This is a genomic window from [Actinomadura] parvosata subsp. kistnae (assembly GCF_900323885.1).
Taxonomy (GTDB): domain Bacteria; phylum Actinomycetota; class Actinomycetes; order Streptosporangiales; family Streptosporangiaceae; genus Nonomuraea; species Nonomuraea composti.
Window position 1 is genome coordinate 111,927 of record NZ_OOHJ01000005.1, and the last position, 12,194, is coordinate 124,120.

At 74.4% G+C, this 12,194-nt stretch carries 17 protein-coding genes and 1 pseudogene; 12 read left to right on the plus strand and 6 right to left on the minus strand.

All coding sequences use genetic code 11. The features are described from left to right. Positions 1-12 precede the first annotated feature (12 nt). The 5 genes from KIS93_RS01845 to KIS93_RS01865 all read left to right on the plus strand — a co-directional run bounded on the left by KIS93_RS01845 (position 13) and on the right by KIS93_RS01865 (position 3,615). Positions 13-531: a GNAT family N-acetyltransferase gene (locus tag KIS93_RS01845; RefSeq protein WP_080037758.1), complete on the plus strand. Its 519-nt coding sequence runs from the start codon at positions 13-15 to the stop codon at positions 529-531. 311 nt (positions 532-842) lie between these two features. Beyond that, on the plus strand, positions 843-1,682 hold the full coding sequence (locus KIS93_RS01850; protein WP_080037760.1) for a universal stress protein: 840 nt from the start codon (positions 843-845) through the stop codon (positions 1,680-1,682). Then, a complete protein-coding gene (locus KIS93_RS01855) occupies positions 1,679-2,161 on the plus strand; it encodes a CBS domain-containing protein (protein WP_080037761.1) in 483 nt (160 codons plus the stop codon). The genes KIS93_RS01850 and KIS93_RS01855 overlap by 4 nt, the downstream gene beginning before the upstream one ends. After that, positions 2,161-2,679 (plus strand): flavodoxin family protein, encoded by a 519-nt coding sequence (locus KIS93_RS67215; RefSeq protein ID WP_080037762.1) that lies wholly within the window; start codon positions 2,161-2,163, stop codon positions 2,677-2,679. The genes KIS93_RS01855 and KIS93_RS67215 overlap by 1 nt, the downstream gene beginning before the upstream one ends. 471 nt (positions 2,680-3,150) lie before the next feature. Beyond that, entirely contained in the window at positions 3,151-3,615 is a 465-nt protein-coding gene (locus tag KIS93_RS01865) for an ATP-binding protein (protein WP_080037763.1), read from the plus strand. Positions 3,616-3,846: 231 nt separating this feature from the next. Here the strand turns inward: KIS93_RS01865 and KIS93_RS01870 are convergent, their stop codons facing one another. Then, positions 3,847-4,488, minus strand: a complete 642-nt coding sequence (locus KIS93_RS01870; protein WP_080037764.1) for a response regulator transcription factor — start codon at positions 4,486-4,488, stop codon at positions 3,847-3,849. 237 nt (positions 4,489-4,725) lie between these two features. On the opposite strand from KIS93_RS01870, the gene KIS93_RS01875 reads away from it, so the two are divergent. Further along, positions 4,726-5,571: a universal stress protein gene (locus tag KIS93_RS01875; RefSeq protein ID WP_080037765.1), complete on the plus strand. Its 846-nt coding sequence runs from the start codon at positions 4,726-4,728 to the stop codon at positions 5,569-5,571. Between the two features lie 123 nt (positions 5,572-5,694). On the opposite strand, the gene KIS93_RS01880 is transcribed toward KIS93_RS01875, so the two are convergent. The 3 genes from KIS93_RS01880 to KIS93_RS01890 are packed head-to-tail and all read right to left on the minus strand — an operon-like array spanning position 5,695 to position 7,159. Next, complete coding sequence (locus tag KIS93_RS01880; RefSeq protein WP_080037766.1) at positions 5,695-6,378, minus strand: CBS domain-containing protein; 684 nt, start codon at positions 6,376-6,378, stop codon at positions 5,695-5,697. After that, complete coding sequence (locus KIS93_RS01885; protein WP_186403529.1) at positions 6,375-6,962, minus strand: CBS domain-containing protein; 588 nt, start codon at positions 6,960-6,962, stop codon at positions 6,375-6,377. Before KIS93_RS01885 ends, KIS93_RS01880 begins: the two co-directional genes overlap by 4 nt. 20 nt (positions 6,963-6,982) lie before the next feature. Continuing rightward, the gene (locus KIS93_RS01890) at positions 6,983-7,159 is read right to left on the minus strand and encodes a CBS domain-containing protein (RefSeq protein WP_155126786.1); all 177 of its coding nucleotides are present in this window, start codon (positions 7,157-7,159) and stop codon (positions 6,983-6,985) included. A gap of 182 nt (positions 7,160-7,341) precedes the next feature. Between KIS93_RS01890 and KIS93_RS01895 the strand changes: the two are divergent. Beyond that, positions 7,342-7,572: pseudogene (locus tag KIS93_RS01895) on the plus strand (hypothetical protein); the annotation flags it as partial. A gap of 102 nt (positions 7,573-7,674) precedes the next feature. Here KIS93_RS01895 and KIS93_RS01900 read toward each other — a convergent pair. Continuing rightward, positions 7,675-8,151, minus strand: coding sequence for a hypothetical protein (locus tag KIS93_RS01900; RefSeq protein WP_186403565.1), 477 nt, complete (start codon positions 8,149-8,151; stop codon positions 7,675-7,677). A 206-nt stretch (positions 8,152-8,357) separates the two neighbouring features. On the opposite strand from KIS93_RS01900, the gene KIS93_RS01905 reads away from it, so the two are divergent. The 5 genes from KIS93_RS01905 to KIS93_RS01925 all read left to right on the plus strand — a co-directional run bounded on the left by KIS93_RS01905 (position 8,358) and on the right by KIS93_RS01925 (position 11,459). Continuing rightward, positions 8,358-9,092 carry a GNAT family N-acetyltransferase gene (locus KIS93_RS01905; RefSeq protein ID WP_080037768.1) on the plus strand — a complete coding sequence of 245 codons (735 nt, stop codon included), beginning with the start codon at positions 8,358-8,360 and terminating at the stop codon, positions 9,090-9,092. Beyond that, positions 9,089-9,949: a lysophospholipid acyltransferase family protein gene (locus KIS93_RS01910; protein WP_186403530.1), complete on the plus strand. Its 861-nt coding sequence runs from the start codon at positions 9,089-9,091 to the stop codon at positions 9,947-9,949. Before KIS93_RS01905 ends, KIS93_RS01910 begins: the two co-directional genes overlap by 4 nt. A 131-nt stretch (positions 9,950-10,080) precedes the next feature. Further along, complete coding sequence (locus KIS93_RS01915) at positions 10,081-10,350, plus strand: WGxxGxxG family protein (RefSeq protein WP_080037769.1); 270 nt, start codon at positions 10,081-10,083, stop codon at positions 10,348-10,350. Positions 10,351-10,468: 118 nt separating this feature from the next. Then, entirely contained in the window at positions 10,469-10,852 is a 384-nt protein-coding gene (locus KIS93_RS01920) for a hypothetical protein (protein WP_080037770.1), read from the plus strand. 1 nt (position 10,853) lies between these two features. After that, positions 10,854-11,459, plus strand: coding sequence for a TetR/AcrR family transcriptional regulator (locus KIS93_RS01925; protein WP_080037771.1), 606 nt, complete (start codon positions 10,854-10,856; stop codon positions 11,457-11,459). A 29-nt stretch (positions 11,460-11,488) separates the two neighbouring features. On the opposite strand, the gene aztA is transcribed toward KIS93_RS01925, so the two are convergent. After that, positions 11,489-12,175, minus strand: coding sequence for a zinc ABC transporter ATP-binding protein AztA (gene aztA, locus KIS93_RS01930; protein WP_080037772.1), 687 nt, complete (start codon positions 12,173-12,175; stop codon positions 11,489-11,491). Between the last annotated feature and the right edge of the window lie 19 nt (positions 12,176-12,194).

Genomic DNA, 12,194 nt, shown 5'->3' on the forward strand with positions numbered 1-12,194 from the left:
GAAGCTTCATGTATGACCTCCATACCTGTGACCGTGCGGCCGATGACCGCCGCCGACCACCCCGTCGCCGAGCGCCTGTGGCTGATGTTCCGCCACGACATGGCCGACTTCCAGGGCGGCCTGCCCAGCCCCGACGGCACCTACCACAGCGACCGGCTGCGCGCCGCGCTCAAGGGCGACGACTGGATCGCCTACCTGTTCACCAGCGGCGACTCGCCGGTCGGCTTCGCGTTCGTACGCGCGCTGTCCGGCCCCGAGCGCGTGCTGAACAGCTTCTTCATCGTCCGCGGCGCCCGCCGGTCCGGGATCGGCCTGACCGTCGTGCGCGAGGTGATCGCCCGTCACCCCGGCCGCTGGCGGATCGCCTTCCAGGACGCGAACACGGCCGGCGTCGCGTTCTGGCGGCGGGTCGCCACGGAGCTGGCCGGCGACGCGTGGACGGAGGAACGACTGCCCGTCCCGCACCGGCCCGACGCCCCGCCCGACGTGTGGATCTCCTTCACCTCCGCGGCCTCGGCGCCGCCCCGCTGACCACGGCCATGACGACCGCCACGCACGGCTCGTCGCAGGACGAGCCGTCCGTACCGGGCGTCCACCACGCGATCCAGCCCGGCGGGCGGTGCGCCTGCGGCAGCGCGGGCCAGTGCCGGACCGACCGCGCCGCGTGCCTGCTCCGAACCCGGCCCACAGCGTCACCGTCACCAAGACCGCCTCCACCCCCCCACACCCTGACCGTCGGGGACCAACGGCCCTGCCGCGCGGGACCTCCTGCCTGGGCACGGCGCGGCAGAAAGGGCGAAGCTGGAGGTGAGGGGGTCGGGCCCGGCGGAAGGAGCGGCGTGATGATCGGTCACATCGTCGTCGGCGTGGACGGATCCGCACCGGCGACCGCGGCCGTGGAGTGGGCGGCGGCCGACGCCCAGCGGCGCGGGCTGTCCCTGCGCGTCGTGCACGTGTGCCGGCGGCGCCCGGAAGGGGCGAGCCCGCCGGAGTGCGCCGCGCTGCTGGAGGCCGCCGTCGGCCGGGCGCGGCGGCTCACCCGCGACGTCAAGGTGACCGGCGAGCGGCTGGACGGCCACGTCGTCGAGCGCCTGCGCGCCGAGTCGGAGCGGGCCGACAGCCTGGTGCTGGGCGGCCGGGGGCGGGGCGGGTTCGCCGGCATGGTGCTCGGCTCCGCCGGCCTCGCCCTGGCCGGGCACGCCGCCGGCCCCGTCGTCATCGTGCGCGCGCCCTCGCCGCTGCGCCACGACAGGGTCGTGGCCGGGTACGACGGGTCGGACCACTCCGCGGCCGCGATGGCGTACGCCGTGGAGCAGGCCAGGGCCCGAGGCGCGCAACTGCACATCCTGTACGCGTGGCAGGTGCCGCTCGCCTCCCCGTATGCCGTCGGCTACGGCACCGTCATCGAGGACGCCAGGCGCGAGGAGTTCCACCGGGCGGCCGGGCAGGCCGCGTCCTGGCGCGAGCGCAACCCCGACCTCGTCATCACCGACGAGCAGGTGTGCGACCACCCCGTCTCCGCGCTCGCCAAGGCGAGCCGGACGGCGGACCTGGTCGTCGTGGGCTCGCGAGGGCTCGGCGGCCTCGCCTCGGCGGTGCTCGGCTCGGTCGGACACGGCGTGCTGCATCACGTGACCTGCCCGGTCGCGGTGGTGCGGCAGCGGATCGAGGAGGAGTCATGAACGTGCAGACGCTGACCGCGGGGCAGGTCATGAGCCGCGTCCTGGTGGTCGTCAAGCCCGAGGAGTCGCCGCTGATGGCGTGGGAGCTGATGCGCAGGGCCGGGGTGCACCACCTGCCGGTCGTGGACGGCCGGAACGTGCTGGGCATCCTGACCCGCGAACGGCTCGCCGCCACCTGGTCGGGCGGGCCGCAGGAGCAGTCCGGCCGACCCGTCCGCGCGTTGCTCGGCCCAGGGCCGGTGCCCAGGGTGCGGCGGGACACGCTGCTGAGCAGGGTCGCGGCCCGCATGCTCGACGCCGGCTGCGACGCCGTCCCCGTGGTGTCGGGCGAGGGCCTGGTCGGGCTGGTCACGGCCAGGGACGTGCTGGCGGCCGTCGCCGGCCGCACAGAGTCCGCCGAGGAGCCGAGCGAGGTGATGACCGGGATGTTCCACCTCGAACCCGTCCTGCCCCACGACAACCGACAGGAGACGACGTGATGGACGCGCTGGTCGTGTACGAGTCGATGTTCGGCAACACCAAGCAGATCGCCGAGGCGGTCGCCGCAGGGCTGGCGACCCGGATGCGGGCCGAGGTGGTCGAGGCCGGCGCCGCGCCCGCCGTGGTGGGGCCGCAGGTCGGGCTGCTCGTGGTGGGCGGGCCCACGCACGCCTTCTCCATGAGCCGGGCCTCCACCCGCAGGTCCGCGGCCGAGCAGGCCACCCGGCCGCTGGTCTCCCAAGGGGCTGGCGTGCGGGAGTGGCTGGCCGCCCTGCGCACCTCGTCCGCCGGGCTCGCCTCGGCCGCCTTCGACACGCGCGTCGCCAAGCCGCGCATGCCGGGCTCCGCCGCCCGCGCCGTCGCCAAGCGGCTGCGCCGCGTCGGCGTCAAGGTGACCGCCCCGGCGCAGAGCTTCTACGTCTCCGGGACGGAGGGGCCGCTGGTGGGCGGGGAGCTCGACCGGGCCCGGCAGTGGGGCGAGAGCCTGGCGACCTCGTTCCCCGTCCCGGCCTCCTGAGGCCCCGGCCATGGGACGTCCTGGCTTCCTGACCGCCGGCCGTGGGACATCCCCGGCTTTCTGAGCTTCGGCCGTGGGACGGGCGTCCTCGCGCCATGGGACCTTCGGCCCTGGTCGGTGCTCACCCCGTCCCCGATCATGAAAAGCGGACACCCGCCGAGGTGCGAGAGGCATCCCCATCCCCAGGCGGTCCCGGCCCGGCCGGATCGGGCAGTGATCGGCAGTCACGATTGCCCGATGGCGAGGCCGGCCGGACTGGGGCCGCCGCATCCTCTCGGCGGGTGTCCATGTGCGTGCGGCATCCGAGAACAGGCACTGGCAAGGGGCCGAAGGTCCATCCCCTGGGTGACCGTGGCCTCTGACCGGCGGGCCGCATCCGCCGGACGATGAGGCCATGAGAAGAATCGGCATGAACGGATCCGGCAGGACCGGCGTGGACGTCCGTCGCCGTCAACGACATCGGATGACGTGATGTCCAGGATGACCGTCCTGCGCTTCGACGAGCACTGCCTGCACCGCACCCGCCGCGTGCTCCGGGTCGCGGCGCGCCACCGGGGACTTCGGGGTGAGCGGCTCGACGACTTCCTCATCGCGATCAACGAGTGCGTGGTCAACGCGGTGGAGCACGGCGGCGGGCAGGGCCGGCTCACGCTGTGGCGCGCGGACGGCGTACTGCTGTGCGAGGTCCGCGACCGGGGGCCGGGCATCCCCGCGCCGGCGCTCGCCGACGCGCCCCTCCCGCCGCCCGGCGCGCCCGGCGGGCGCGGCATCTGGCTGATGCGCCGCCTGACGGACGAGGCCGTCTTCACCACCGGCCCCGCCGGGACCGCCGTACGGCTCGGCATGCGGCTGCCCTGCCAGGACCTGGACGATCCCGCGGCGGCCCGCGAAGCGGGTGGGACTTTCGGCGGCATGACCGGGGACGTTCGCCGCTGACCGCGCGGGTCGACCAGGCCGCCGGGCGCATCGTGGGCACCCTGCACCAGCGGGACGTGCTGCGCGTCCTCACCCGCCAGCGGCGGAGCCGGAGGCCGACATCCGGGCCGCGCTGCCCGGCACCGGCCCGCGCTGCCCGACACTGGCCCGTTCGCCGTCGAGACCGGCCCGTTCGCCGACAAGGACGGCCTCGTCGTCGTCCCGCCCCTGCTGTAGGGGGCGGCGCGGCCGTCACTCCTTGCGGTCGGCGCGCAGGCGGGCGGCCAGGGCCGCGGCCTGGGTGCGGCGCTGCATGTCGAGCTTGGACAGCAGGTTGGAGACGTAGTTCTTGACCGTCTTCTCGGCCAGGAACATGCGCTCGCCGATCTGCCGGTTGGTCAGCCCCTCGCCGATGAGGTCGAGGATGGTGCGCTCCTGCTCGGTCAGCGCGGCCAGCGGGTCCTTCCTGGCGGCCTGGTCGCGCAGCCGCTGCAGCATGGCGGCGGTGGTCTGCGGGTCGAGCAGTGACTGCCCGGAGGCGACCGTGCGGACGGCGCCGACCAGGTCGGAGCCGTGGATCTGCTTGAGCACGTAACCGGCGGCCCCCGCCATGACCGCGTCGAACAGCGCGTCGTCGTCGGCGAACGAGGTGAGCATCAGGCACGCCAGCCCCGGCAGCTTGGAGCGCACCTCGCGGCACACGTCCACGCCGTTCCCGTCGGGCAGCCGCACGTCCAGGACCGCCACGTCCGGCTTGAGCGCCGGGATGCGGGCGAGAGCGGACTCGGCGGTGCCCGCCTCGCCGATCACCTCGATGTCGTCCTCGGAGTCCAGGAGGGCGGCCACGCCGCGCCGGACGACTTCGTGATCGTCGAGCAGGAACACACGAATCATGAGGGCGACGCTACCGAAGCGGATACGCCGTCGAAAGGACGAAGGTCCCGAATCCGGCCTGCCGATGGTCCCGCGTCGTGGGCCCGTACGACGTTCGGCGCCGGATCCGGAGGAGGCGGCCAGGAGGGCGGGCGCGGCCCGCGCCCGGCGGTCCTTCGACTCCCGGCGGCCGGGACTTCCGGCCCTGCACACCCCCTCTCGCCTGCGGTCTGATGGTGGGCGACGAAGGAGGACGCCATGATTGTTGTGGGGGTCGACGGTTCCCTTCCGGCACGTGCCGCCGTGGCGTGGGCCGCCAATGACGCCTGTCGCATGCACCAGCCCCTGCGGCTCGTCTGCGCGGTGGATCGGCAGCCGTACCAGATCGCGAGGTTCCCGGACCCGGACCGGCCGGACCGGTTGCGCCGCGCGGCCCAGAAGGCTCTCAACGAGGCGGTGGCCCTGGTGCGCGAGCGTCAGCCCAGCGTCGAGGTGACGACCCGGCTGGAGGAGGGGACACCCGCGGTGATCCTGCGCGAGCAGGGGAGGGCGGCCGTCGAGGTGGTGGTGGGCAGCAGGGGGCTGGGCGGGATCACCGGCCCCCTCCTGGGGTCGGTGAGCGACCAGGTGGCCGGCCACGCCGAGGCTCCCGTCGTGGTCGTGCACGGGGCCAGGCGGCCCACGTTCGGGCAGGTCGTGGTGGGGGTGGACGGCTCGCCCGAGTGCCGGCCCGCGCTGGCGTACGCCTTCGAGCAGGCGGCGCTGAGGGGCGGCCGGCTCCGGGCGGTGCACGCCTGGCGGCGGCCCGTCCAGGCGTTCGGCGCCGAGCTGCCGCACGAGGGGGAGCAGGACCGGGCCGCCCGCGAGAAGCGGCTGCGGGAGCTGGTCGAGCCGTTCACGCGCCTGCACCCCGACGTGGCCGTCACCGAGGACGTCCGGCACGCCGACGCCGTCGAGGCGCTCAGCCGGGCGTCGGAGGAGGCGGACCTGCTGGTCGTCGGCTCCCACGGGCGCGGAGCCGTGCGCTCGGCGCTGCTGGGCTCGGTCAGCAGGGGCGTCCTGCACCACGCCCGCTGCACGGTCGCGGTGGTCCGCGCGGGGTAAGGGGAGGTGTCGGACGGGCGCCCGCCGTGCGAGGGCGGGCGCCCGATAAAAGTGCGGGGGTCGTCTGCGCGGGCTCCGGATCGGGGGTGACGGTCAGGCGGCTACCGGCCATCGCCCTCTGGCTTAGGCACCGCCCCACATCGGCAGGTCAGCGATGTCGTCGTGCTTGTACGCCAGCTCGTCCCGCACGGCCACGACCCCGTCGATGTTGCCGGCCAGGCGGAGCGCGGTGACGGCCTGGCTGCGCTCGGCGTAGGTGCCGGTCAGCGTGACCACGGCGTCGTGCACGGTGACCTCGGCCTGGCCGTGCAGGGCCGTCCGGACCTCCTGCTCGATCTCCTGGTCCTGGCGCAGGAAGACCTTGATCAGGTCGCGGCGGCTGACGATGCCGACCAGTCGGCCGCCGGGGTCGACGACGGGCAGCCGCTTGACGCCGTGCCGGTCCATCAGGCGGGCGGCCGACACGATGGGCGCGTCCGGGGTGGTGACGTGCGCGGGGCTGGTCATCAGGTCGCCGGCGGTCTCGCCGAGCGACTTGCGGTAGCCGCTGCCCTCGCTGCCGCTCGCGTGCCGGATGCGGGCGCGCAGCGGCGGCCGGTAGTCGTCGCCGTAGTAGCGCTCCTTGAACTCCTGTTTGGCCAGCAGGTCGGCCTCGGAGACGACGCCGACGACGCGGTTGTCGTCGTCGAGGACGGGCATGCCGCTGACGCCCCGGCTGATGAGCAGCTCGGCGACGGTGTGGAAGCCGGCGCTGCGGTTGACGGCGGCGACCTCGGTGGTCATCACGTTCTCGACGGTGCTTGTCATGGCGCTCTCCTGAGGTGCTTGACCCGGACGATGCCGGGCACGGTGCGGGCGAGCAGGTCGGCGATGTGGTCGGCGTGCTGGTGCGGCGGCCCGCTCAGCTCGGCGACGCCGTCGTGCACGGCGACGTCCCAGCTCGGCCCGAACGGGTAGTGCTCGCGCAGCGCGGCCTCGACCGCGGCGCGCAGCTCGCCGTCGGGGCGGGCCAGCATGGCCATCAGGTCGCGGCGGCTGATCATGCCGACGATCTCCTGGCCGCGGACCACGGGCAGGCTCTTGATCCGTTTGCCCACCATGAGGTCGATGACGGTGGTGACGTCGGTGGTCTCGGTGACGGTGACGGCCTCGCGGGTCATGACCTCCATGACCCGCCGGGGCGGCGGCTCCTGCGCCGCGTGCGGGGGCAGGACGGAGGCGCGCGGGTCGGGCTCGAACTCTCCGCGCAGCAGGTCCAGCTCGCTGACGACGCCGACCAGCCGGCCGGAGTCGTCCACGACGGGGGCGGCGGTGATGTCGTGGCCGTGCAGCGTCCGGATCGCCCGGCGCACGGGGTCGGTGCGGCGGACGGTGATCACGGGGCTGCTCATGACCTCGCGGACGAGCATGGCTATCTGGCCTCCCACTCGGAGTCGTCGCTCTTCCAGGTGAGCTTGTCGACCACGTCGACGACGCCGTTGACGCGGCGCGTCATGCGGGCGGCGATGGCGGCGATCTCCTTGAACGGGGTGGTGGCGGTGACCGTGACGACCTTGGCCGTCATCACGTCCGCGACGGTCATGCGCATGGCGTCCTCCTTGTCGCCCTTGTGTCGGTCGCCTTCATCACATCTCCCGAACGGCGCGCGATGCAGAGGCGAAGGTCCCGAACGGGACAGTCGTTGGTCAGCGCGGGCGCGGCGCGGGAGGGCGGGCCCGGCGGGCCGGAGCAGGAGTGACGCTGAGGGCATGAAGCAGATCGTGCTGGGTCATGACGGATCGGACTTCTCCGTCCAGGCGCTCGACTGGGCGCTGGACGAGGCCGAGCTGCGCAAGACGGCCGAGCACGTGCTCTGGCACGGCGCCGACTGCGCCCGCCGGGCCAGCTCGGGCGTGCCCGTCGAGACGGACCTGCACGAGGGCCCCGTCGCCGAGCGCCTTGTTGGAGCTCTCCCAGGACGCCGCGCTGGTCGTGGTCGGCTCGCGCGGGCTCGGCGCCCTGTCCAGGGCGGTCGTCGGCGCGGTGGCCGAGTACGTCGCCGCCCACGCCGCGCCGCGCCACCCCCACCGCGCAGGGGTGGGCGTTCCGCCGTCCGGAGCCCGTTCAGGCGGGCAGGCCGTTGCCGAGGAACAGCTTGTAGTGCACGGGGACGCGCGAGACCACGTCGCCGGGTGCCGCGCTCACGCACACCCAGAACGCGCCGGGCAGGAGCGGGTCGCCCGCCTGCACGGAGGTGGCGAAGAAGTCGGTGGTGGCCCGCTGCACCACCTTGGCGTCGCTGAAGAAGTCGGTGCCGGGCTCGCCGCGCCGCAGCTCGAAGTTGGCGGGGACGCCGACGGGCACCCCGAACTTGCTGAGCTGGAAGGCCGATCCGCTGGCGGCGACGATGTCCTTCGCGCCCGCCTCGAACGGGCCGGCGCACGCCTGGCTGCCCAGCGCGACGTCACCCTGGGCGGCCATCGTGTCGATGGTGGCGCCCTGGGCGGCGACGGGGCCGAGCGTGAGCGCCGCGGTGAGCCCCGCGGCCAGCCCGGCCGCCGCGAGCAGCGTCCGGCTCTTGCTGCCGCCTGAAAGGGTCATGGTGGTCTCCTGAGGTCGTGGGCGCGGTGTCCGGGGCCGGCGCCCTACCTTCATGGGCGTGACAGCGGGGTTCCACCCGTGCCACCGCGTTCCAGGGGATCTGCGGATTTTTTCTCTCGGTCGCCTGGCTGCCGCCGGCGTGAGACGTGCCGGTCATGTCCGCATGTCGACATAGGCGCGAGAACCCTTCAGGGAAGGACGCGCCCATGACGATCTCTCTCGACCCTGGCTCTCTCGACACCGGTTGCTACACGGTCGGCATGGCCACCACCCCCGCCGACCTCCAGGCGGCCCAGCGGCTGCGGTACACGGTCTTCGCCGGGGAGATGGGGGCGCGGCTCGACAGCCCGGTCTCCGGCCTCGACGCCGACCGGTTCGACGCCTACTGCGACCACCTGCTCGTCCGGGCCGGGGACGAGGTCGTGGGGACGTACCGGCTGCTGCCGCCGGGACGTACGGACCGGCTCTACTCCGACGGCGAGTTCGACCTCGCGGCGCTCAGGCCCCTCAGGAAGGGCCTGGTGGAGGCGGGCCGCACCTGCGTCCACCCGGACCACCGGGACGGCGCGGTGGTCGCGCTGATGTGGGCGGGGATCGCCCGTTACATGGTCGCGGGCGGCCACCAGTGGCTGGCGGGCTGCTGCTCGGTGCCGCTCGACGACGGCGGCGCGGTGGCCGCCGCCGTGATGGAGCGGGTGCCGCTCGGCCCGGAGGAGCACCGGGTGCGGCCGCGCACGCCGTGGCGGCGGCCGGCCGGGGTGGGGCTGCCCGACCGGTTCGTGCCGCCGCCGCTGCTGCGCGGCTATCTGCGGCTGGGGTCGTGGGTGTGCGGGGCGCCCGCGCACGACCGGGACTTCGGCACGGCCGACTTCTTCATGCTGCTGTCGATGGCCAACGTCAACGCCCGCTACCTGCGCTTCTTCCTCGGCGAGCCCCTGTGAGCACCGTCCTGCCGCCACCGGCGGCGCGGCTCAACCCGTGGCGTCCCCTGGGGCCGTGCACGCCCGCCACCTGTGTCGGGGACCCGGCCGCCGTGGTGAGCCCGCTCCGGCGCCTGGCGCGCCTCCTGGGCGTCGTCGCGGTGGTGCTGGGTGGCATGCCGGTGGCCCTGGCCTGCCGGATGCTGCCCCGGGTGCGGCCCACGCGGCTGTGGGCGCGGCTGTTGCTGCGGGTGCTCGGCATCCGCCTGGAGGTGCGCGGGGCTGTTGATGCTTCCGGTACGGGAGCGCTCGTGGTGGCCAACCACATCTCCTGGCTCGACCCCCTCGTGGTGGCCGCCACGGTGCCGTCCAGGCCGCTCGCCAAGCGGGAGGTCGCCGGCTGGCCCGTCATCGGGACGCTGGTGGCGGGGGCCGGGGCGCTGTTCATCGACAGGGAGCGGCTCATGGCGCTGCCCGGCGCCGTGGCGGCCGTGGCGGACGCGCTGCGGGCGGGGGACACGGTGGTCGCCTTCCCCGAGGGCACCACGTGGTGCGGGCGGGGGATGGGCGGCTTCCGCCCGGCGGTGTTCCAGGCGGCGATCGACGCGGGGGCCGTCGTGCGGCCGGCCACGCTGCGCTACCGCGAGGGGCCGCGGCCCTCCACCCGCGCCTGCTTCGTGGGGGACGACTCGCTGCTGGCGTCCCTGCTGCGGGTGGCCGCCACCCGCGACCTGGTCGTGGAGGTGACGCTGCTGCCTCCCGTGACGCCCGCGCCCGGCTCCGGCGGCCCGTCCGCGAGAGCGGAGCTGGCCGCGATCGCCGAGTCCCGCGTACGTGCGGGCGTGCCCGGCCGCCACCTGCCGGGAGAAGGCGTTTGATGCGGCCAGGACGATGGTAGGGGGCTTTTAGCAGGGGATCTGGAGATCGCCCCGCTATCGGAAGCCTTCGTCGGAGAAGGCGTGATAGGCGGTCTCCGCGGTTGCCGAGACCGCCGGATCGGGGGAACCCAATGCGCAAGACGCTCACCGGGCTGGGCCTGGCGTTCTTCTTGACGCTGGCACCAGCCGCCGCAGCGACCGCCGACACACCGGTCCAGCCGGTCGCTCAGAGCCAGGTGACGCCCGCACCACAGGACAACAACAGGGACGACGGCGGCGGCAACGCCGGGCTGTGGGGCCTGCTGGGCCTGCTCGGCCTGCTGGGCATGGCCGGCATGCGTAAGCAGCGCGACCACGTAGGCACCGCCGAGCACATGCAGCACCGTTCCACGCGGCCGTAAGAGGGCCGCCCCCCGGCCCCGCGCCGGGGTGAACGTTCACTAGGTGACACGGCCGCCGGCAGGTCGGCCGTGTCGCCATGTCTTGCGGTTTCTTATCCGGCCGGATAACTTTATCCGCATGGATAAGAAATGGGCGTCCGTGCGGGCGCTCTTCGTCGCCGTCCTCGCCATCTCCGTCGCGACGCTCGGCGTCACCGCCGTCGTCGGCGGCAACTGGGTCATGTGGCTGCGCGGCGCCGCCGTGGCCGCTGCCTCCGTCTGGCTCGTCGCCCTGACCGGGCAGGCCGCCCGAGGCAGGAGGGCCGCGTACGTGCGCATCCGGTTCGTCAGCGTCGCCGCGCCCCTCGGGATCGTGCTCATCCTGCTCGCCCCCGACAGCGGCTACCCCGGCTGGATGAAGGCGGAGCAGGCCGTGGTCGGCGTCCTCGTCGCCGCCGTCGCGCTGATCGTCAACCGGCGGGCCGTGCGGGAGGCGTACCCCAAAGGTGGCAAGCTGGGGTGACATGAGAAGCTCCGGGACCCGTCAGGCGGCCACCGAGGCGCGCAGGGCGCAGATCGCCTCCGCCGCGATCGCCGTGCTCGCCGAGCGCGGCTACGCGGAGACCACGTTCGAGGCCATCTGCGAGCGGGCCGGGCTCAGCAGCAAACGCCTCATCACCTACCACTTCGCCAGCAAGGACCGGCTGCTCGAAGCCGTCGTGGAGCAGGTCGTCGCCGACGCCGCGGCCTTCATGCGCCCCGCGCTGGACGCCGCCGCCGGCGCCCGCGCCCAGCTCGAGGCGTTCATCAGAGCCAACCTCGCCTTCGTCGCCCGCCATCCCGGGCACGTGCGCGCGGTGCGGCAGATCGCCTTCAACCAGGCGCCCGTGGGCGGGCAGGAGCGTGACGCCGCCCTCGCCCGGCTGGCCGGGCTGCTCGCCGACGGGCAGCGCACGGGGGCCTTCCGCGCGTTCGACCCCGCGGTGATGGCGGCGGCCCTGCGCGCCTGCCTCGACACGATGGCCGAGCGGGTGGCCGACGGGCTCGACGCCGACGCCTGCGCGGACGAGCTCGTCGAGCTGTTCGACCGCGCCACCCGCGCCGATCCGTCACCCGGCCGGCCGGTCTGAGCCGTCACTCTGGCGGCCGGTCCGAGTTGTCACCCGGCCGGCCGGTCCGAGCGGTGCAGCACGGTGGCGGGCGGACCCTCGGCCAGCAGCCGGCCGCCGTCGAGCAGCAGGCAGTGATCGGCGCGCAGGGCCGCCGCCGGGTCGTGCGTGACGTGCACGATCGTCACGCCACGGGCCCGCTCCTGGTCGAGCACGCCGGCGATCTGCCGGGCGGCGGTGGCGTCGAGGCCGGTCATGGGCTCGTCCAGCAGGAGCAGGTCGGGCTCCTGCGCGAGCCCCTGGGCCAGGAGCACGCGCTGGCGCTGGCCGCCCGACAGCGTGCTCAGGCGGTGCGCGGCCAGCGGCGTCAGGTCGAGCGCCGCCATGCAGGTCTCCACGACCGCCCGGTCGTACGCGGTCAGCCGCCGCCACGGGCCGCGCGACGCCCAGCGGCCCATCGACACCGCCTCCCGCACCGTGATCGGCAGCGCGTCGGAGACCGCGTCGCGCTGCGCCACGTACCCGATCCGGCCGGCGCCGCCCAGGTCGACCGTGCCGCCCGCCGGGCGGATGATCCCGGTCAGCACGCCGAGCAGGGTGGACTTGCCGGAGCCGTTCGGGCCGACGACCGTGGTGACGCCCGGACGGGGCAGCCGGGCCGACAGGCCGCGCAGGACCGTCCTGCGGCCGTAGCCGGCGGTGACCTCGCTGAGCACGACCGCGTCGGTGACCTTCATGCGCCCTCCACCTGAAACT

Bases quoted from the DNA above. Each gene is read 5' to 3' on its own strand.
- aztA (WP_080037772.1), bottom strand. From the start codon at position 12,175: ATGAAGGTCACCGACGCGGTCGTGCTCAGCGAGGTCACCGCCGGCTAC.
- KIS93_RS01890 (WP_155126786.1), bottom strand. From the start codon at position 7,159: ATGCGCATGACCGTCGCGGACGTGATGACGGCCAAGGTCGTCACGGTC.
- KIS93_RS01905 (WP_080037768.1), top strand. From the start codon at position 8,358: ATGACGATCTCTCTCGACCCTGGCTCTCTCGACACCGGTTGCTACACG.
- KIS93_RS01880 (WP_080037766.1), bottom strand. From the start codon at position 6,378: ATGACAAGCACCGTCGAGAACGTGATGACCACCGAGGTCGCCGCCGTC.
- KIS93_RS01925 (WP_080037771.1), top strand. From the start codon at position 10,854: ATGAGAAGCTCCGGGACCCGTCAGGCGGCCACCGAGGCGCGCAGGGCG.
- KIS93_RS01850 (WP_080037760.1), top strand. From the start codon at position 843: ATGATCGGTCACATCGTCGTCGGCGTGGACGGATCCGCACCGGCGACC.
- KIS93_RS67215 (WP_080037762.1), top strand. From the start codon at position 2,161: ATGGACGCGCTGGTCGTGTACGAGTCGATGTTCGGCAACACCAAGCAG.
- KIS93_RS01870 (WP_080037764.1), bottom strand. From the start codon at position 4,488: ATGATTCGTGTGTTCCTGCTCGACGATCACGAAGTCGTCCGGCGCGGC.
- KIS93_RS01915 (WP_080037769.1), top strand. From the start codon at position 10,081: ATGCGCAAGACGCTCACCGGGCTGGGCCTGGCGTTCTTCTTGACGCTG.
- KIS93_RS01885 (WP_186403529.1), bottom strand. From the start codon at position 6,962: ATGAGCAGCCCCGTGATCACCGTCCGCCGCACCGACCCCGTGCGCCGG.
- KIS93_RS01855 (WP_080037761.1), top strand. From the start codon at position 1,679: ATGAACGTGCAGACGCTGACCGCGGGGCAGGTCATGAGCCGCGTCCTG.
- KIS93_RS01920 (WP_080037770.1), top strand. From the start codon at position 10,469: ATGGATAAGAAATGGGCGTCCGTGCGGGCGCTCTTCGTCGCCGTCCTC.
- KIS93_RS01875 (WP_080037765.1), top strand. From the start codon at position 4,726: ATGATTGTTGTGGGGGTCGACGGTTCCCTTCCGGCACGTGCCGCCGTG.
- KIS93_RS01900 (WP_186403565.1), bottom strand. From the start codon at position 8,151: ATGACCCTTTCAGGCGGCAGCAAGAGCCGGACGCTGCTCGCGGCGGCC.
- KIS93_RS01865 (WP_080037763.1), top strand. From the start codon at position 3,151: ATGTCCAGGATGACCGTCCTGCGCTTCGACGAGCACTGCCTGCACCGC.
- KIS93_RS01845 (WP_080037758.1), top strand. From the start codon at position 13: ATGACCTCCATACCTGTGACCGTGCGGCCGATGACCGCCGCCGACCAC.